18 protein-coding genes, 2 tRNA genes and 1 other RNA gene are annotated in these 17,784 nt (G+C 62.3%); 7 read left to right on the forward strand and 14 right to left on the reverse strand.

Annotation, left to right across the window (positions count from 1 at the left end):
• Positions 1-8: 8 nt before the first annotated feature.
• The 3 genes from WG899_RS14610 to WG899_RS14620 all read right to left on the reverse strand — a co-directional run bounded on the left by WG899_RS14610 (position 9) and on the right by WG899_RS14620 (position 2,662).
• Complete coding sequence (locus tag WG899_RS14610) at positions 9-1,232, reverse strand: efflux RND transporter periplasmic adaptor subunit (protein WP_339596376.1); 1,224 nt, start codon at positions 1,230-1,232, stop codon at positions 9-11.
• 156 nt (positions 1,233-1,388) lie between these two features.
• Positions 1,389-1,880, reverse strand: a complete 492-nt coding sequence (gene rnhA / locus WG899_RS14615; protein ID WP_339596377.1) for a ribonuclease HI — start codon at positions 1,878-1,880, stop codon at positions 1,389-1,391.
• The gene (locus WG899_RS14620; RefSeq protein ID WP_444718856.1) at positions 1,877-2,662 is read right to left on the reverse strand and encodes a class I SAM-dependent methyltransferase; all 786 of its coding nucleotides are present in this window, start codon (positions 2,660-2,662) and stop codon (positions 1,877-1,879) included. The genes rnhA and WG899_RS14620 overlap by 4 nt, the downstream gene beginning before the upstream one ends.
• Positions 2,663-2,739: 77 nt before the next feature.
• Here WG899_RS14620 and gloB point away from each other — a divergent pair, with 77 nt between their 5' ends.
• A complete protein-coding gene (gloB, locus tag WG899_RS14625; RefSeq protein WP_339596378.1) occupies positions 2,740-3,567 on the forward strand; it encodes a hydroxyacylglutathione hydrolase in 828 nt (275 codons plus the stop codon).
• Positions 3,564-5,195 carry a transglycosylase SLT domain-containing protein gene (locus WG899_RS14630; protein WP_339596379.1) on the forward strand — a complete coding sequence of 544 codons (1,632 nt, stop codon included), beginning with the start codon at positions 3,564-3,566 and terminating at the stop codon, positions 5,193-5,195. Before gloB ends, WG899_RS14630 begins: the two co-directional genes overlap by 4 nt.
• An 83-nt stretch (positions 5,196-5,278) precedes the next feature.
• Here WG899_RS14630 and WG899_RS14635 read toward each other — a convergent pair whose 3' ends face one another.
• From WG899_RS14635 to dnaX, 4 genes are all read right to left on the reverse strand, one after another.
• Positions 5,279-5,674 carry an MAPEG family protein gene (locus tag WG899_RS14635; protein ID WP_339596380.1) on the reverse strand — a complete coding sequence of 132 codons (396 nt, stop codon included), beginning with the start codon at positions 5,672-5,674 and terminating at the stop codon, positions 5,279-5,281.
• 47 nt (positions 5,675-5,721) lie between these two features.
• On the reverse strand, positions 5,722-6,303 hold the full coding sequence (gene recR, locus WG899_RS14640; protein WP_339596381.1) for a recombination mediator RecR: 582 nt from the start codon (positions 6,301-6,303) through the stop codon (positions 5,722-5,724).
• Between the two features lie 16 nt (positions 6,304-6,319).
• Complete coding sequence (locus tag WG899_RS14645) at positions 6,320-6,646, reverse strand: YbaB/EbfC family nucleoid-associated protein (protein ID WP_263539948.1); 327 nt, start codon at positions 6,644-6,646, stop codon at positions 6,320-6,322.
• Between the two features lie 74 nt (positions 6,647-6,720).
• The gene (gene dnaX / locus WG899_RS14650) at positions 6,721-8,907 is read right to left on the reverse strand and encodes a DNA polymerase III subunit gamma/tau (protein WP_339596382.1); all 2,187 of its coding nucleotides are present in this window, start codon (positions 8,905-8,907) and stop codon (positions 6,721-6,723) included.
• Positions 8,908-9,027: 120 nt separating this feature from the next.
• On the opposite strand from dnaX, the gene WG899_RS14655 reads away from it, so the two are divergent.
• Positions 9,028-10,155, forward strand: a complete 1,128-nt coding sequence (locus tag WG899_RS14655) for an AIR synthase related protein (protein WP_339596383.1) — start codon at positions 9,028-9,030, stop codon at positions 10,153-10,155.
• Between the two features lie 104 nt (positions 10,156-10,259).
• An RNA gene (gene ffs, locus WG899_RS14660) (signal recognition particle sRNA small type) lies at positions 10,260-10,356 on the forward strand.
• A 159-nt stretch (positions 10,357-10,515) separates the two neighbouring features.
• Here the strand turns inward: ffs and WG899_RS14665 are convergent.
• The 7 genes from WG899_RS14665 to tolB all read right to left on the reverse strand — a co-directional run bounded on the left by WG899_RS14665 (position 10,516) and on the right by tolB (position 15,032).
• Complete coding sequence (locus WG899_RS14665; RefSeq protein WP_339596384.1) at positions 10,516-10,851, reverse strand: rhodanese-like domain-containing protein; 336 nt, start codon at positions 10,849-10,851, stop codon at positions 10,516-10,518.
• 167 nt (positions 10,852-11,018) lie between these two features.
• Positions 11,019-11,094, reverse strand: a tRNA-Lys gene (locus tag WG899_RS14670).
• Between the two features lie 81 nt (positions 11,095-11,175).
• Positions 11,176-11,251, reverse strand: a tRNA-Lys gene (locus tag WG899_RS14675).
• Between the two features lie 34 nt (positions 11,252-11,285).
• The gene (locus WG899_RS14680) at positions 11,286-12,098 is read right to left on the reverse strand and encodes a tRNA threonylcarbamoyladenosine dehydratase (protein ID WP_339596385.1); all 813 of its coding nucleotides are present in this window, start codon (positions 12,096-12,098) and stop codon (positions 11,286-11,288) included.
• Positions 12,099-12,294: 196 nt separating this feature from the next.
• On the reverse strand, positions 12,295-13,083 hold the full coding sequence (gene ybgF, locus WG899_RS14685) for a tol-pal system protein YbgF (protein ID WP_339596386.1): 789 nt from the start codon (positions 13,081-13,083) through the stop codon (positions 12,295-12,297).
• 1 nt (position 13,084) lies between these two features.
• Complete coding sequence (gene pal / locus WG899_RS14690) at positions 13,085-13,624, reverse strand: peptidoglycan-associated lipoprotein Pal (RefSeq protein WP_339596387.1); 540 nt, start codon at positions 13,622-13,624, stop codon at positions 13,085-13,087.
• A 160-nt stretch (positions 13,625-13,784) separates the two neighbouring features.
• Positions 13,785-15,032: a Tol-Pal system beta propeller repeat protein TolB gene (gene tolB, locus WG899_RS14695; RefSeq protein ID WP_339596464.1), complete on the reverse strand. Its 1,248-nt coding sequence runs from the start codon at positions 15,030-15,032 to the stop codon at positions 13,785-13,787.
• A gap of 379 nt (positions 15,033-15,411) precedes the next feature.
• Here tolB and WG899_RS14700 point away from each other — a divergent pair, with 379 nt between their 5' ends.
• Genes WG899_RS14700 through WG899_RS14710 form a run of 3 tightly spaced genes read left to right on the forward strand, consistent with a single transcriptional unit; the run spans position 15,412 to position 17,782 of the window.
• On the forward strand, positions 15,412-15,783 hold the full coding sequence (locus tag WG899_RS14700) for a response regulator transcription factor (RefSeq protein ID WP_339596388.1): 372 nt from the start codon (positions 15,412-15,414) through the stop codon (positions 15,781-15,783).
• Positions 15,780-16,430 carry a hypothetical protein gene (locus tag WG899_RS14705; RefSeq protein ID WP_339596389.1) on the forward strand — a complete coding sequence of 217 codons (651 nt, stop codon included), beginning with the start codon at positions 15,780-15,782 and terminating at the stop codon, positions 16,428-16,430. The genes WG899_RS14700 and WG899_RS14705 overlap by 4 nt, the downstream gene beginning before the upstream one ends.
• Positions 16,430-17,782 (forward strand): diguanylate cyclase domain-containing protein, encoded by a 1,353-nt coding sequence (locus WG899_RS14710; protein WP_339596390.1) that lies wholly within the window; start codon positions 16,430-16,432, stop codon positions 17,780-17,782. Before WG899_RS14705 ends, WG899_RS14710 begins: the two co-directional genes overlap by 1 nt.
• Positions 17,783-17,784: the final 2 nt, after the last annotated feature.

The raw sequence follows: 17,784 nt of genomic DNA on the forward strand, positions 1-17,784 counted from the left end.
CTGGCCTTTCAGCGGCTGGCCGCCGAAGCGCCCAGCACCGCCGGGTTGGCGCCCAAGCCCGCGCGCGCCTTGCCCTGCTTGTCCACGTCGATGATCTTCAATGCTTGACCCTCGCCGCGCATCAGCTTGGCCTGGCCTGCGGTGACGACACGGTCGCCAGCTTTCAGCCCGGACAAAATCTCTACCTTGCCCGGCAGACGCAGACCCAGTTTGGCCTCGATGCGCTGCGCGGTCGGCGCACTCGCGTCACCTGCGAGCTTGATGATGTACTGCTGCCCACCTTGAGGCACCAAGGCTTCCTCAGGCACCAACAAGGCGTTTTGGTGTGTGGACAGCAAGACGCTGACACGGGCAAACAAGCCGGAACGCAATTCACTGCTGCCGGCCACATTCCCCGGCAAACGCGCACGAACCAACAAAGAGCGACCATTGGCCTCCAACTGGGTGTCCAAGGCCTCGATCTGCGCCTTGAAGCTGCGGCCCGGCAAGGCATCCATGGTCACCTCGACCGCCTGCCCGATTCTCAAACGCGGCACAAACCGCTCCGGCAGCCGGAAGTCCACCCACATCGACGACGCGTCTTCGATGCTGACCAGATCACTGCCGTCTTTGACATAGTCACCCACGCTGACCGCGCGAATGCCCATCACACCGTCAAACGGCGCGCGCACTTGCATGCGGCTTTGCTGTGCCCGACTCAGCGCGACCTGGGCCTCGGCCACCTCCAACGCAGACTGCGCCTGATCCACCGCGCTAGCGCTGACAAAGCTCTGCGCCAACAACTCTTTATTGCGTTTCAGATTGGTCCGGGCGATGCTGGCTTGCGCCTCGGCCTGCTGCAATTGCGCGGCTTGCAAACCGTCGTCGAGCTGCACCAGCAACTGGCCCTGCCGGACCCGCTGTCCATCACTGAAACCCAGCTTGACAATGCGTCCGCTGACCTCGGGCTTGAGCAGGGCTGACTGACGCGCTTTCAGCGTGCCGACGGTCTGCGCATCATCCGGCAGCGACACCGCTTCCACCGTGCCCACTTCAACCGAAACTGGGCCGTTCGCTTGTGGGGCATTCGGCCCCTTGGCCCCTGCCGCTGGGCCTGCGGGTTTGCCGTCTGCGGCCTTGGCTTCGGCCGTCAAACCGGCCGAGGGGCGATGCTGCCACCAATAGGCTGCGGCGCTGATGGCGAGCAGAGCGGCAATCGCCCCGACGGTATGGAATTTTTTCTTCAATGTCATGCAGGTCTCCGAGCGGGCACTCTAGCGCCTGTCAGCTCAATTCCTTCAATAGCGGGTAGCGCCCGGGGCCTGAAAAGGTCTGAAATACGCTTTCAGTGCCTCAAAGCGCGGGCTATGCTCGCTTAGCGCACAAAACCGCCGCGGCGTTCGGGCGCTTCAGCGGCCAGCGGCCGCCACACCCTTGTTCGCCAGCGCATCGGCTCGCTCATTGCCTGGGTCGCCGGCATGGCCCTTGACCCAGCGCCATTCAACCTGATGCAATTTGCGCAGGGCGTCGAGTCGCTGCCAAAGGTCAGCGTTCTTGACCGGCTTGTTGTCGGCGGTCTTCCATCCACGCCGCTGCCAACCGGCCATCCACTCGGTCATGCCCTTGCGCACATATTCGCTGTCGGTGAAAACGGTGATCTGGCAGGTTCGCTTCAGCGAAGCCAGGGCTTCAATCACCGCGGTCAGTTCCATGCGGTTATTCGTCGTATTGGCTTCGCCGCCAAACAAGTCTTTCTCATGCCCGGCGCTGCTCAGCCAAGCGCCCCAGCCGCCCGGTCCCGGGTTGCCCTTGCAGGCGCCGTCGGTGTAGATCACCACCACCGGCTTGGCAATCTTGGGTGCAGCGGCATTGGCGCCGGCAGGACTCGTTGCTTGATTCATAGACCTTGTTCTTTATGTTGTTGTGTGTGATGGCGACTTTGCACCGCCACGGCAGGGGCTGCCGCGCGCACCGACTTGCGCCCCCGTTCAAGCCCGACCAGGCGCATGCCGTGAACGCGCTTGATGGCCTTGATGAAATAAACCGCCCCCAAGACCGGCCACCAGCGCGCACCGATCGGCTCGATCCAAGACCAGCGCGCCAGCCAGGCGTCGGAACGCATGGGCGGGCGATAGCAGCCGAAATGCGCCGCCTCGACCTCGAAACTGAGCAAGCGCAGCCAGTCGCGCAAGCGCCAATAACCGATGAATTCACCATCCCGAGGCAGAAACGGGGACTGCCTACCCGGCAAGTTACGGCCCAGATTTTGCCTGAGCCCCCAGCTGCTGGCCGGATTCAGCCCCAGAATCACCAAGCGCCCTTCGGGACGTAGCACCCGCTCCACCTCTCGCAACAGCAGGTGCGGATCGGCAGCCAGCTCCAAGGCATGCGGCAGCAAGACCAAGTCCAGGCTATTGCTCTCAAACGGCAGCGCACCGAACTCGCAGTAGAGCGCAAGACCTGGCCCCGCCAGCGCAGGGCTTAAATGCGGCTCGGCCGCCGGGGTGGTCTTGTCCAAGGCCAGCCAACGATGCGGCATGCGATTCGCCTGCAGGCCAGGCAATTCGGGCAACCCAAGTTGCAACGCATGAAAGCCAAACAAGTCGACCACTGCCGCATCCAACTGGGCTTGCTCCCATTCGAGCAAATAGCGCCCGGGCGGGGTCTGCAGCCAAGATGCCAACTCTATAATCGACGCTTCACCTGGCATGGGCATGGACGCATGAAATTAGGCATGAATTCGGGTCTGGACGTGGTTGCATGAAGCTGGAGGCGATTGCCGCCTTTGCGGATAATTACATCTGGATCTTGCACGAAGGCGGCAAAGCTCTCGTGGTCGACCCGGGTGACGCGCAACCGGTCATCAAGTTCTTGACCGAGCATTCGCTGCAACTGTGCGGCATTCTAGTGACGCACCACCATGCCGACCATGTAGGCGGCCTGAAAGAATTGCTAGCCCATCTGCAAGGGCCCATTTACGCGCCGGCACTTGAAACCATGCCGGTCGACAGCCAGCCTTGCCATGGCGGCGACTGCTTTGAATTGCTGGGCCAGCGCCTTGAAGTATTCGATGTGCCGGGCCACACGGCCGGCCATATCGCCTTCTATTTGGCCCAGCCCAGCGATGCCAGCGCACCGATTTTGTTTTGTGGCGACACGCTGTTTTCGGGTGGCTGCGGGCGCCTTTTTGAAGGCACGCCTGCGCAGATGCACGCCTCGCTGCAGACGCTGGCGGCCTTGCCGGCCGCGACACGCGTTTGTTGCACGCATGAATACACCTTGTCCAATCTGCGCTTTGCCCGCGCCGTTGAACCGGACAACGCCGAGTTGACGCAGTACCAGCAATGGTGCGAGACCCAGCGAGAACAGGACCTGCCCACCCTGCCCTCCCGTCTGGGTCTGGAGTTACAGATCAATCCTTTTTTGCGCTGCGACCAGCCTGCTGTCATGCGCGCGGCCGATGCCGCATTTGCGGCCCAGGCAGACGCTGCTGCGTCCACGCCCTCCCTAACACCCCCCATCGCCGCAGCGGATCGCGCGGTCGAGGTCTTCGCCCATCTGCGGCAATGGAAGAACGAATTCAGATGAAGCAACACGCTACTTCGACGCTGCCGAGCCAGCTCGGCCGCCTGAGTCTGCTGCTGATCAGCGCGCTGCTGGGCGCCTGCGCCAGTACTTCACCGATACAGGAGACCGCAGCCAGTACGGATCGCAATGCGCTGCCGCGGACCTGGATCCAAAGCCCCACGAACACCGACAACGTACCGGCGCCGCTGCTGAGCAGCACGAGCGAAGCGGCCAACCTGCCGCTGCTGGAAGACAGCCTGCGACCCGGCATCAAGATTGACCTGAACGAGGCCGAGGCCCAGGTCGATCTGTGGGTGCGCCTGCGTGCCGGTTTTGCCATGACCGATTTGGACAATGACTGGGTGCGCAAGGCCGAAACTTGGTACAGCACCCGGCCAGACTATGTGCAAAGGATGACCGACCGCGGCGGCCGCTACCTGTTCCACATCATCGAAGAAGTCGAAAAGCGCGGCATGCCGACCGAACTGGCGCTGCTGCCCTTCATCGAAAGCGCCTTCAACCCGCAGGCCATGTCGACCGCCAAGGCCTCCGGCATGTGGCAGTTTGTGCCCGCCACCGGACGCGACTTCGACCTGAAGCAAAACATCTTCCGCGACGACCGCCGCGATGTGCTGGCCTCGACGCGCGCCGCGCTCGACTATCTGGGGCGCCTGCACAAGATGTTTGGTGACTGGCATCTCGCCTTGGCCGCCTACAACTGGGGCCAGGGCAATGTGCAAAAGGCCATCACGCGCAATCAAAAGGCTGGTCTGCCGACCGACTACGAGAGCCTGAAGATGCCCGATGAGACTCGCTATTACGTGCCCAAGCTGCAGGCGGTCAAAAACATCGTGCTGGCGCCGCAAAAATACGCGCTGACGCTCCCCCCAGCGGCCAACCACCCCTACTTCTTGAGCGTCAACCTAGACCGCGACATGGACGTGGATCTGGCGGCACGCCTGGCCGGCATGAAGGTCGAAGAGTTCAAGCAGTTCAATCCGCAGATGAACAAGCCGGTGATGCTGGCCGCGGGCACCAACCAGATTTTGCTGCCTTACGACAATGCCCGCACCTTCGCGCACGCACTGTCCGCGCACCGCGGGCCCTTGGCCAGTTGGACCGCATGGACGGTACCCAAGACCATGAGCCCCTCGGTTGCGGCCAAAGAAGTGGGCATGAGCGAAGCGCAGCTGCGGGAGGTCAATATGATTCCCCCGCGCATGCTGGTCAAACAGGGCTCCACCTTGCTGGTGCCACGCGCCGCGCACCGGATCGAAGATGTTTCCGAGCATCTGGCGGATCACGCCTCGATCAGCCTGGCGCCGGACACCCCACCGCTGCGTCGCCTCAGCCTGAAGGCCGGCAAGCATGACAGCGTAGCCTCAGTGGCCGCCCGCTACCGGGTCAGCCCGGCCCAAGTGGCTGAGTGGAACAAGGTCGGCGTGAAGAGCAGCTTCAAACCCGGCCAGACCTTGGTGGTCTACAGCGCGCCGAGCGTGGCGACGAAACGAGTGGCGTTGGCCAAGCCAAGCGCCCCGAGCCCAGCGGTGAAGTCGAGCAAGACCGGCCGTAAACCCACGGGTGGCCGCTCAGTGGTGGCCTCTGTGCCGCACCCGAATGTGGCAGCGCGCCAAATGACGAAACGCTAAAGCGGGGCGCCGGAACTGGGGCGACTATGTCGCCCTCTTGCTCAAGTCAGCCTCGTCAGCCAAAACCGCTTCGCTCAACGGGCTCAGCGGGCGCTGAAAAACAAGCCAATGCTGCAGGCCATGCCGACAAACCAAATGGCCGAGCGCAGCTTGGCTTGATCGGCCAAATAGGCGGCGATATAGCCGATGCGGGCCGCGACAAAACCCAGCGCCAAGCCATTGACCAAGCCCTGCGGGGCCTGCAGTTGATGCGCCACCAGAACACCGGCAATGAACAAAGGCAAGGCCTCAAAACTGTTCGCCTGCGCTGCATTGGCGCGCGCCTGCCGCCCGGTCAGCTGCGCCAACCAAGCGCGCGGGTTGTGGTTGTCGAAGCCACCTTCGCGGCGCGGCCGACCGAAGCCACCCGACTTGGCCAGCCCCGCACAAACGATGGGCAACAAGCAGGCGACGATGATGCAGTAATGGGCGACGGTCATGGCTTCTCCGGGGGTTTCAATTCAGCGCCTTCCGCACAGGCTATGTGCTAGCGACGGTCAAGCAAAGCATGGGCGATGGTACCCAGGTCCACGTATTCGAGCTCACTGCCGACCGGCACACCGCGCGCCAAGCGGGTCGAACGAATGCCGCGTGAGCGCAGCGCTTCGCCCAAGACATGGGCCGTCGCCTCACCTTCAGCGGTAAAGCTGCTGGCCAGAATGACCTCTTCAACCCCAGTCTCGGCGGCACGCTGCAGCAACTCTGCAGCGCCGATTTGCGCCACGCCCACCCCATCCAAAGGACTGATGCGACCCAACAGCACAAAGTAGTAGCCGCGGTAGGAGTTGCTGCGCTCCAGCGCCGCCTGATCGGCCGGCGACTCCACCACGCAAAGCAGTTTGGGGTCGCGCGCGGCATCGGCGCAGATGCCGCAAATCTCTGTCTCACTGAAGGTGTGACAGCGCCGGCAATGGCCGATTTGCTCGGCCGCTGCCTGCAAGGCGGACGAGAGCCGTTGCGCGCCCTCGCGGTCATGCTGCAAGAGGTGATAAGCCATGCGCTGCGCCGACTTTTGCCCCACACCGGGCAGGCGCTTGAGCGCCTCGACCAAGGTTTCGAGTGCCGTCACCGAGGGTACGTCAGGCTCAGAAGGGGAACTTCATGCCGGGAGGCATGGGCATGCCAGCGGTCAACTTGCCCATCTTCTGCGAGCTGACTTCTTCAGCGCGGCGCACCGCGTCATTGAAGGCCGCGGCCACCAAGTCTTCCAGCATGTCTTTGTCATCGGCCAGCAAGCTGGGGTCGATGGTGACGCGCTTGACGTCGTTCTTGCAGGTCATCAAGACCTTGACCAAGCCGGCGCCCGACTGACCTTCCACCTCGACGGTGGCCAGTTCTTCCTGCGCCTTTTTCAAATTGTCTTGCATGGCCTGCGCTTGCTTCATCAGACCAGCCAATTGACCCTTCATCATTGCCGTACTCCTCTAGGTTCAGATTCAATAAAAAGCTCGCCCGCGCCGCGTGGCGAAGCGAAAAAAACAAACACTCAATGTGAGCGGATGGAGCCAGGCACGATGCGCGCCGTCTTGAACTGGGCCAACAAGACTTGCGCCAGTGGGTCCTTGACGACGATTTGCTCCAGCGAGCGCTGCCGCGCCTGTGCCTGCGCCAGATCACGCAGCGCCGGTGAATCCTGCGCCAAGCCCGCTTCCATTTCAACCAGCACCGGTCGCTGCAGATGGGCCACCAGGGCCGCCTGCAACTTGTCCCGGAGAGCGGGCTGGCGCAAGGACTCACGCTCGACCCGCAAACGCCAGACCCAGGTCTCGCCCTGCTCATCAAAACCAACGCATTCGGAACGCACCGCCAGTTCGCGCGTCAGTGCCGTCAGCCCCAAGGGCCGCACCAGATCGGCCCAGCGCTCGCCCAAGGCGGTCGGCGTCAGGGGCACATCCTCACCGGCGGTGGAGGCATAGGCCTGTCGCTCTCCGGCGGAGATGCCGCCCGACGACCCGCCCTCATCATCCAAATCGCCCCCACCGTCTTCAAAGGCTTGAGACGACGAGCCGCCCATGTCCTCATCATCGGGCGGCGGCATGTCCAGCCAAGGTGGCACCTCATCGGCCGCGGCGCCAGCCTTGCTGGCAAGTCTTGCTTGCGGTTTCTGTTCCGGTGCGGGTTCGGGCGTTGGCTCTGGCGTCAATTCGATCGCGCGCGGCCGCAGTCGGGCGCTATAGCCTCCAGCGACAGGCTCTCGCCCCAAGCCAGGCCGGGATGGCGCAGGCGCCGCGGAAGCGGCCGACGCTACGGCCGGAGCCTCTTCCGGCGCGGCAAGCACCGGCTCCTCGACGACCGGTGCGGCCACAGAGGGCTGCGCAGCCACCGGGCGCTCTGCAGCTTGCACTTCCTGCGCCTGCGCCGGCGCTTCGTACGGCGGCGCCATCACCACACTCTTCGGCGGAAGCGGCGCGGGCACCGAGGCCACGGCGGCCTGCGGACGCAGCAGAGGCGCTGCGGGCTTAGCCGCCTGCGCGGCCGCAGTATTCATGCCGCCTGTGGAACGCTCGGCAGGTCGAGCGGGACGTTGCCCCTGACCACCGCCGCCACCATTCATGCCGTTCGAGCCACTCAAGCCACTCGGACGAAAGCTCAACATGCGCAGCAGCACCATCAACAGGCCGGCATATTCATCCGGTGCCAGCGCTAACTCTTGGCGGCCATGCAAGGCCATGCTGTACATCAGCTGAATTTCATCGGCCGGCAACAGCGCCGCCAAACGCTCAGCCTCGGCGGTATCGGGGTCTTGCTCATCCAGCGCGCCCGGCGCAGCCTGGGCAACTGCCATCTGCTGCAAAAGTCCGGCCAAGTCTTCCAAGGTGCCGGCGGCCGACAGGCCCAGGCTGCGCAAACCATCAGCCTGCGCCACCACAGCCGCGCCGTTGGCGGCAATCAAGGCATCCAGGATCGCCACCACATGGCCGCGATCCACGCTGCCCAACATCTGCCGAACACCCTCTTCCACCAAGGCCCCGGCGCCAAAGGCAATGGCCTGATCGGTCAGAGACAATGCATCGCGCATCGAACCACGCGCCGAGCGCGACAGCAGTCGCAAGGCCCCCGGGTCGGCCGGAACGTTCTCGGCCTCTAAGACCTGACGCAGATGGCTCAACACCGTCTGCGGCGCCATCGGCCGCAAATTGAACTGCAGGCAGCGCGACAACACCGTGACCGGCACCTTTTGCGGGTCGGTGGTGGCGAGCACGAATTTCAAATAATCCGGCGGCTCTTCCAGCGTCTTCAGCATCGCGTTGAAGGCGGTGTTGGAGAGCATGTGGACTTCGTCGATCATGTAAACCTTGAAGCGGCCCATCACCGGCTTGTAGACCGATTGATCCAGCAGCTGCGAGATTTCTTCCACACCACGGTTCGAGGCCGCATCGAGCTCGATGTAGTCAACGAAACGCCCGGCATCAATGTCGCGGCAGGCATCGCAGACGCCGCAAGGCGTGGCCGTGATGCCGCCCTGCCCATCGGCGCCGGTGCAGTTCAGGCTCTTGGCCAGGATCCGCGAGACCGTGGTCTTGCCGACGCCCCGCGTCCCGGTGAACAGATAGGCATGGTGCAAACGCTGTTGCGTCAGCGCATTGGCCAGCGCCTGCACCACATGCTCCTGACCCACCAACTCCTCAAAGCTGTGGGGACGATACTTGCGCGCGAGAACCTGGTAACTCATGGCGACGGATTCTACGGGGGCCGACTCCACCTCTCCGGCAAGACCGGTCGAACGAAGGCAAAGAAAGGTTTGAATCAGCTCGGCGGAATATGGCCGCGGTCTGACCGATAATCCCGCCCCATGAGCACGCATGACGCCCCCTCCTCCCCCGACACCCTCAGCTACAGCCAAGCCGGTGTCAACTACGACCTGATCGACCCACTGAAGATCAGCGCGCAACGCGCCGCCGCCGCAACCGGCGCGCACCTCGGAGGCCACGGCTTCAGCGAGGTGCTGGCTTCGCGCGGCGAATCAGCCTATGTGGTCGACGTGGGCCCCTTCTACATCGCCTCCATCGTTGAATGCCTGGGCACCAAGACCCTGGTGGCCGACGAGATGTACAAGCTGACCGGCAAGAGCTATTACGCCGGCATCGCCCAAGACACCATCGCCATGGCGATCAACGACCTGATCACCGTCGGTGCCACGCCGCTGGTGGTCCAGGCTTACTGGGCCGCAGGTGGCTCGGACTGGTTCGGCGACAAACTGCGCGCCCAAAGCCTGGTCGAAGGCTGGAAGAAGGCCTGTGACACCTGCCAGGTGGCCTGGGGCGGCGGCGAAACCCCGGCGCTGGCCGGCATCGTGGAAGCCGACCGCATCGACTTGGCAGCTTCCTGCACCGGCTTGATCAACCCGAAAGAGCGCCTCTCTGTCGGAGACAAACTCGGCGCCGGCGATGCCATCGTGCTGCTGGCCTCCAGCGGCATCCACGCCAATGGCTTGAGCCTGGCACGCAAGCTGGTCGAACGCCTGCCCCAAGGTTACCTGACGGAGATCGCACCCGGGCTGAGCTATGGCGATGCATTGCTGGCTCCAACCGTGCTGTATTCACCGGTCACCGAAGCCCTGTTCAAGGCCGGCATCACGCCACATTACTGCGCCAATATCACCGGTCACGGCTGGCGCAAGCTGCTGCGCCACCCAGGTCAATTCACCTACCGCATCCACAACGTGCCGCCAGTGACACCAGTCCTGCGCTTTATGCAAGAGCAAGCCAAGCAAGATGACCGAGAGGCCTATTCCACGTTGAACATGGGCGCGGGTTTCGCCATCTTTGTGAAGGCCGAAGATGCAGCGCGAACCGTGGAAGTGGCCAAGGCCTGCGGCATCGACGCCATCGTGGCCGGCCAACTGGAAGACGGCCCCAAGCAACTGCTGATTGAGCCGCTGAACATCCGCTTTAGCGACGACGACCTGCAACTGCGCTGACCCCGCGAAAGCACCATGAAAAAGGCACCTACACGGTGCCTTTTTCATGCGCAATTCTTTCGCCTCAGCCAGAGAGCCTCGCGCGATCGCTTACAATGCACGCTGACGGGCCTCCTCGCATGGAAGCGCGGCCAACCGGGTCAGGTCGGGAACGAAGCAGCCCTAACCGTTGTGACCAGTGCCGGGGCAAGGCTCGTCAACCCCACCTTCCCCTGAACTCCATCCCCACCCTTGGGAATCACGGGAATCAGCGCCGCCGCTGCCGGAGTTCTTGGTCGCCACGCAGGCGCCAACACCCCATCCAGAGCCACCCGCCTTCGCCAAGCATGACCGCCGATTGAGCGGGCTGCCGAACGTGGTCTATTTCGGCCCGCCACCTTGCTTGGCTGCACTCTCCAAGCGCTGCCGCGCCTCGTCCAAGCCGCCATAGTTCTCGAGCTTGGAGTAACCCAACTGCTTGAGTGAGTCCAAGGCAATGGCAGAGCGTCGACCGGATCGGCAATACAAGATGATCTTGTCTTCCTTGCCTATATTGAACTTGGAAATCTCTTTGGCGATTTCGCTGTGCTCGATATTCAGCGCGCCACTCACGTGACCCTCGGCATATTCCGCCGCACTGCGCACATCAATAACAACGTCTTTCGCGTACGCCGCCCCATTGAACAACAGCGCGGCGAGCAAGAATATGTTTTTCATGGCTGATTTAAGAGTGGCAAGTAGGAAGAAGCAATGCCGCACTGTAGCGCCAAGCTCATAGTGCAGCACTGGATGTCGCCACCCGACGAACTGACAATGGTTTTCGAAACCGAAATGAAAAAAGCACCGAGTGCTTTCGCATTCGGTGCTTCATCCATTCTTAATTTTGGTGGGCCCTGAGTGACTCGAACACTCGACCTACGGATTAAGAGTCCGCTGCTCTACCAACTGAGCTAAGAGCCCTCGCCTTATTAACTTATCGAATTAGATTCAAATCAGCTAATTAGCAAGCTTCACATTATAGCACATATTTGCTGTAATTTCTGGTGGGTCGTGCGGGACTCGAACCTGCGACCTACGGATTAAAAGTCCGCTGCTCTACCAACTGAGCTAACGACCCCTACCAGTGAAGCCTACTATTGTAATACGACTTTTTATTTAAATGCAAGCGTCTTTTTATCTTTAACGAAAAGAATCTTCAAAAGCTCGGCGGCAGCGGCCATGCCGAAGCTGGCGGTGACCGCCACACTGGAGCCATAGCCGTGGCAATTGAGGCTGCCATCCAGCTCGCAAGCCTGCCCTTCGGGCGTCACCGGGCGATGCACAGGCTCGCGCGAGAAAACGCATGACACACCAATCTTGCCCTGCCGCTTAGCACCGTACTGCTTGCGCAGGCGCTGGCGCAAGGACGCAAGCAAAGGGTCATGTGTGATCTCGGCCAGATCTTCAACACTCATCAGATGCGGCATGCGCTTGCCACCGGCTGCCCCCACGCTGATGAAAGGCAGTCGCCGCTCCAAGGCCCAAGCGGCCAGACAGGCTTTGGCGCGCACCTGATCGCATGCATCGATCAGACCGTCCAATTCGTCGTCCTTACCGGCTAACAAATCGGGCCAGTTCTGCTCGTCGACAAATTCCTCGATCATCGTCACCGTGCAGGCCGGATGAATGTCCTGCACACGCAGACGCAAGGCTTCCGCCTTGGCCATACCGACGGTGGATCCGAGTGCTTGCACCTGACGGTTGATATTCGACTCGGCCACCTGATCCAGATCGATCAAGGTCAGTGCTGCGACCCCGCAACGCGCGAGCGCCTCCACCACCCAGGAACCGACACCGCCAAGGCCCACCACTGCGACATGGGCATTGCGCAGTCGCTGGTAGTCGGCATCGCCATAAAGTCGACGCAAGCCACCAAAGCGGCGCTCAGCATCGGCATCCAGAAGGTCCTGATGAAGCAGGCTCATGCCCCGCACTCCGGCAGAGTCACTGCGAACTCAGCCCAAGAGGGCGAAGCCAAGCTGTATTTTTTTTGCATAGCTAGATTGTAGAAAGCACAGCGAGACGGCATGAGGCGGGACCAGCAAGAAAAAGGCCCCGCAAGCGGGGCCTGAGTCTGAAGCGTAATTCGTTCAATTCGAACCCTGCGGAGGGGGTGGCGAATTACTTCAACGACGCCAAACGCTCTTTGCTCGCCTGCGCTGCCTCGGTGCCCGGGTATGCCTTGATCAAATCTTCCAAGCTGCGCTTGGCCGACTTGACATCCTTCAGCTCAATTTGGCAGTTAGCCAAGGCGAGCAAGGCCTCGCTGGCACGCGGATGCTCAGGGTTGCCGGCAATGAATGCCTTGAAGGTCGCAATGGCGTCTTTGTAGTCGCGCTTGCCGTACTGCGCATTGCCCAGCCAGAAACGCACCGAATCAGCATAGCCACTGGCCGGGAAACGGCGCAAAAAGCTGTTCAGGGTGTTCGTTGCCTCAGCAAAGTCGCCACGGCGAACCAGGCCCATAGCCGCGTCATATTGGCGTCGCTCTTCTGGATTGACCTGGAACTCTTTGCCATCCAAGGCAACCTTTTGAGGCTCCAAGGGCTTCAGCCGCGAATCCAAGGCCTGCGCCTGATCATTCAACTTGCGCTGTGTTTCCGACAACTCACGTGCCAACTGTTCATTCTGGCCGCGCAACTTGGCGATTTCGGTGCGCAAGGCATCGATCTGGCCATTGAGATCCAGCATGCTGCGGCGCAAGGGACCGAGTTGGTCTTGCACCAAGGTCGACAACTGCTCAACCCGCTGACGCTGCGCATCCTCGGATTGCTGGACGCGGCCGCGCAACTCCAAAATGGCCTTGCGCGCCTCGTCGTCGTCAAACAAGGCCGCACGGGCAGGCGTTACCGCCAGCCATGCGAGCAAGGCCAGCAGAGCGAAGCCCGGGCGACGCTGCAGCAGACTCATCTCACTTGTCCTTCAGCTCGACGCGACGATTCTTGGCCCAAGCGGCCTCATCGCTGCCTTGCGCGGCGGGCTTTTCTTTACCAAAGCTGACCGGCTCGATCTGGGCCGCGCCCACGCCCAGCAGGCTCAGCGACTTGGCCACGGCCTCGGCACGCTTTTGACCCAGCGCCAGGTTGTACTCACGGCCACCGCGCTCGTCGGTATGGCCTTGCAGGCTCAGGGCCAGCTTGCGGTCATTGTTCAAGCGCTTGGCGTGGGTCTCGACCAGGCCACGGTATTCGTCCTTCACGGCGTAGCTGTCAAAGTCAAACAGCACCACGCGCTGATTGGCCACGGCTGCGGTCAGCTGCGCGCCCAGGTCCACCGTTGCCACCTTGGACTCGGCCATTGGCGCGGTGCTGGCAGCGCTGTTGGCAGCCGAATTAGGGGCTGCCACCGGGCGGGTTTCAACCGGTGCGGGCTCGTCCAACTTGACGGTCGATCCACAACCGGCCAGGACGGCAGCGGCAAGCAGGCTCAGGGCGTAACGGGTCATCTTCATGCGGTTCACTCCTTCGAAAAATTCGGTTCTTTTGCGCCGGAAACAACAAGCAAATCAGCGAGCTTGTGCTACGCAAAAGAGCCATTGTCCTATAAGTTTTAAAGCTGGCCAGGCGGAACACATCGGTGAACGCCCAAGCCAAGCCGAAAGCCAGCCAGCCTCAACGGCCAAACGGGCCCCAGGTCGGCTCACGCACATCGGCCAGCGTCGAGATCAGTTTGGCTTTGATGCGGCCATCCAAGGTGCTCGTCATCAAGACGTCACGCCCAGCGGCTCGGCTGGCGTAAACGAGCAAGCGGCCGTTCGGAGCGAAGCTGGGGCTCTCGTCATCGCTGCCATCGCTGATCTGCTGCACCGTGCCGCTGGCCAAGTCCATCACACTCAGCCTGAAGGTGCTGCCATTCAAGCGCGTGATGTAGGCCATCGTGCGGCCGTCCGGGCTGATCGCCGGACTGATGTTGTAAGCTCCACTGAAGGTGATGCGCTCGGCCGTTCCGCCCGCCACCGACATGCGGTAGATCTGCGGACTGCCGCCACGGTCGCTGACGAAATAGATCGAACGGCCATCGGGCGAAAACACCGACTCGGTATCGATGGCCGAACTCTGCGTCAGGCGCCGCAAGCCGCTGCCGTCGCGGTTGATGATGAAGAGTTGCGAGCCGCCATCACGTGACAGCGTCAGGCTCAGTTGCTGGCCGTCGGGCGAAAAGGCTGGCGCGCTATTGGTGCCACGGAAGTCCGCCAGCGCGCGACGTTTGCCGGATGAGACGTCCTGAATCCAAACCACCGCCTTGCGCGTCTCAAACGACACATAGGCCAGATCCCTGCCATTTGGAGACCAAGCCGGCGAGATGATCGGATCGGGGCTGGCCAGCGCCACTTGCCCGCCCTCGCCGTCTGCATCGGTGATCCGCAGGCTGTAACGCCCGCCCGCCTTGGTCACATAGGCCATGCGCGTGGCAAAGACACCCGGCTCTCCGGTCAACTTTTGATAGATGGTGTCGGCGATGCGGTGCGCCGCCAGACGCACATCATCGGGCGCCACCGCATGCGCCTCACCGCCCAGGTCCTGGCCCTTGACCACGTCCCAAAGCTTGTAGCGCAGATCCACCCGGCCGTCCGCCAGACGCGAGGCCGAGCCTGCGGCCAATGCATCGGCATTGCGGCCGCGCCATTCGCTCCAAACCGGCGCGCTGCCCTCGAACAGGCCGGTTTGCGGCGACTCGATGATGCGGAATTTGCCACTGCGCTCCAGGTCGGCGCGAATGATGGCGGCCACCGCCTGGCCGGCACGCGATTCATCGCGGAACTCCGGTAACGCGATTGGCAACTGGGTGCCACCCACGCCAGAAATTTCCACCCTGAACTGCGCCCACGCCGGGGCAGACAGAGCGGCCATGCCGGTCATGGCTGCCGCCGAGGCTGCGCCTCGAAGCAAGGCGCCGCGCCTGCTGAGCGGCGATGAAAACGCTGAAATTTGTTCGGCCGTTCCAAACAGCGATGGTGTTGTGTACTTTGCGGACATGCGACTCGCGATCAAAGCACCTGCGGGTGCGACTTCAAACTGAGCCCCATTCTGCCTGAGGCGAAGGCGCGGGCAGGCACGGAGGGGTGACAAGGCGTATGCCTGACCCAGGCCCCCTTTCACCATCCCTGGAAATATGAGACGGCAAGCCCTTATTTCGCCAAACAGCCGCGCCGACTTGCAGCAAAATCCGAGCAACAAGGTCCGGCGAACTGGGTGCACTCAGACACCCCGCGCCCCTTCCACCAAAAGGCGAACCGTGATGCCAAAACCCCTCAGCATTTTGGTCGTTGACGACAGCAAGGTGTCGCGCACCGTCGTGATCGGTTTGATTCGAAACCGCAAGCCCGAAGCCGCGATTCAAGAAGCCGGCGATGGCCGCAGCGCCCTGACGCTGGTGCAGCAAGAGGCACCCGACCTGATCGTTCTGGACATCAATATGCCGGACATGACCGGCATTGAACTGGCCGAGATCCTGCGCCCGCAGTTCCCACAGATTCGCATCGCCCTGCTGACCGCCAACGTTCAAGACGCAATGCGCGCCAAGGCCGATGCGCTGGGCGTACCCTTATTCAAAAAGCCGGCCAAGGGCGAAATCGTCGATCAAATCTTGGCTTTGCTGGACGCACCGTGAGGACGCATCTCACCGAAGTCGAGCGCGACGCGCTGGCCGAAGCCTTCAACTTGGCCTTGGGCGAAGCCGCCTCCTCGTTTGCCGACATCGTCAATGAAGAAATTCGGGTGACCGTGCCCGAGGTCGAGATCCTGACCCGGCAACAGTTGCTTGAGCATCTGGCGGAATTGCCCTCGGCCGAGAGCGACCCTGCCCTTTGCAGCATTTCACAAGCCTTTCACAGCGCGGACCAAGGGCTGGCGACCGAGACCCTGTTGCTGTTCCCTGAGCGCGGCGGTCTCGAAATCGTGCGCCGCATGCTCGGCGACACCGGCACGCCGCTGGAGCACATCAGCGAGCTTGAGCAAGATGCCCTGGGCGAGATTGGCAACATCATCATCAACAGCTGCATGAACAGCTTGGCCGGCATCTTCAAGACCGAGATGGTGGGCACCTTGCCGAACGTCGAACGCTTGGCGCCACAAGATTTGTTTGGCCAGCAAGGACAGGGCGAGGTGGTACTGGCCGCTCGCATCGGCATGTCCATGAGCAGCCAAGACGTGAGTGGCTTTGTGCTGTTCTTGATGGACCTACCGTCCCTGGAAACCGTGATCCGACTGATTCGCCACTTCTTCGGCCTGGGTACAGACGAAGAGCTGGACGGTTGATGAGCGCCGGTAAGCAGCCCGCAAGCCCAATGCAAGACGCATTACAACTGATCGACATCGGCATCATCGTTCTGGATAGCCAAGGACGTATCGAGACCTGCAATCGCTGGGTCACCGAACATGCCCGCTTGAGTGCCCCCGTCATCGGTCTGAGCTTGAAAGAAGCCTTTGGCGACCTGATTGACCCTCGCCTGGTGCAGGCCACCCACGAGGCCATCAACCGCGGGCGATCCAGCCGTTTGTCGCATGCCTTCCACCCCATGCCCATGCCCTTGTACTCGACACGCGGGCCGGCCATGGACCGGATTCACCAAGCGGTTGATGTGCTGGCGCTCGTCAGCGCCGAGCAGCGCAAGTGCCTGGTGCAAATTCGCGATATGAGCGAAACCCTGCGGCGCGAGAACCTGCTCAAGCAGCAGTCGCGCCAGCTGGCCGATGACCTCGCCCAGTTGCACCGAACCCAAGAAGAACTGGCCCGCCACAGCCTGCGTTTCAGGGAAATGGCCCGACTGGCCCCGGTGGGCCTGTTTGAAACCGATATGCAGGGGCGCTTGACCTATTGCAATGACCGCGGGCTGGAGATGCTGATGCTGGATTGCACCGGCGCCTTGGGCCGCCCCTGGACCATCGCGCTGGGGGCCGAAGAGGCCACCGCCGTGCAGCAGCGCTGGGAGGTGGCCACACAATCAGCCACCCGCTTGACCGAAGAGTTCCCCGTCCAGCGAGCAGACGCCGGCGAGCGCTGGTTGCGCTTGGAAGCGGGTCCGATTCGCGACGCCAACCAAGTGCCGGTCGGCTTCATCTGCACCCTGATCGACGTCACCGATCTGACGCAAAGAGCGCAGCGCCATGAGCACCGGGCCAACCACGACCCCCTCACCGGCCTGCCCAACCGCGCCCGATTTGAACAACGTGTGTTGGCCGCCATGGCGGGCAGCACACACCTCAGCGGCGACATGGCCATCGTCTATGTCGACCTCGACGGTTTCAAGCGCATCAACGATGTCTACGGCCACGCCGCCGGCGACTTCGTTCTGCAGACCGTGGGGCAACGCTTGCGCAAACAGTTACGTGGGGATGACCTGGTCGCCCGCCTCGGCGGCGACGAGTTCGCCCTGCTCTTCCCCGAGGCGCCCAGCAATACGCACTTGAGCAAATTGCTGGCCAAACTGTCTTTTGCGGTCGAGCTGTCGATCAAGCTTCCCGCCGCCTTGTCGGGAGACAGCGTGCAGGTCGGTTGCTCGATGGGAACAGCGGTCTACCCGCGCCACGGCAGCGACATCCACACCTTGCTGGCGCAGGCCGACCGCGCCATGTACGCCGAAAAGGGTCTGCGGCGCCAAGCACGCTAAGG

This window comes from Paucibacter hankyongi (genome assembly GCF_037482915.1).
In the GTDB taxonomy this organism is placed as follows: domain Bacteria; phylum Pseudomonadota; class Gammaproteobacteria; order Burkholderiales; family Burkholderiaceae_C; genus Paucibacter_A; species Paucibacter_A hankyongi.

Coding starts and splice junctions, on each gene's coding strand:
- WG899_RS14610 (WP_339596376.1), bottom strand. CDS start 1,232: ATGACATTGAAGAAAAAATTCCATACCGTCGGGGCGATTGCCGCTCTG.
- rnhA (WP_339596377.1), bottom strand. CDS start 1,880: ATGAATCAAGCAACGAGTCCTGCCGGCGCCAATGCCGCTGCACCCAAG.
- gloB (WP_339596378.1), top strand. CDS start 2,740: ATGAAGCTGGAGGCGATTGCCGCCTTTGCGGATAATTACATCTGGATC.
- WG899_RS14630 (WP_339596379.1), top strand. CDS start 3,564: ATGAAGCAACACGCTACTTCGACGCTGCCGAGCCAGCTCGGCCGCCTG.
- WG899_RS14635 (WP_339596380.1), bottom strand. CDS start 5,674: ATGACCGTCGCCCATTACTGCATCATCGTCGCCTGCTTGTTGCCCATC.
- WG899_RS14645 (WP_263539948.1), bottom strand. CDS start 6,646: ATGATGAAGGGTCAATTGGCTGGTCTGATGAAGCAAGCGCAGGCCATG.
- dnaX (WP_339596382.1), bottom strand. CDS start 8,907: ATGAGTTACCAGGTTCTCGCGCGCAAGTATCGTCCCCACAGCTTTGAG.
- WG899_RS14655 (WP_339596383.1), top strand. CDS start 9,028: ATGAGCACGCATGACGCCCCCTCCTCCCCCGACACCCTCAGCTACAGC.
- WG899_RS14665 (WP_339596384.1), bottom strand. CDS start 10,851: ATGAAAAACATATTCTTGCTCGCCGCGCTGTTGTTCAATGGGGCGGCG.
- WG899_RS14680 (WP_339596385.1), bottom strand. CDS start 12,098: ATGAGCCTGCTTCATCAGGACCTTCTGGATGCCGATGCTGAGCGCCGC.
- ybgF (WP_339596386.1), bottom strand. CDS start 13,083: ATGAGTCTGCTGCAGCGTCGCCCGGGCTTCGCTCTGCTGGCCTTGCTC.
- pal (WP_339596387.1), bottom strand. CDS start 13,624: ATGAAGATGACCCGTTACGCCCTGAGCCTGCTTGCCGCTGCCGTCCTG.
- tolB (WP_339596464.1), bottom strand. CDS start 15,032: ATGACCGGCATGGCCGCTCTGTCTGCCCCGGCGTGGGCGCAGTTCAGG.
- WG899_RS14700 (WP_339596388.1), top strand. CDS start 15,412: ATGCCAAAACCCCTCAGCATTTTGGTCGTTGACGACAGCAAGGTGTCG.
- WG899_RS14710 (WP_339596390.1), top strand. CDS start 16,430: ATGAGCGCCGGTAAGCAGCCCGCAAGCCCAATGCAAGACGCATTACAA.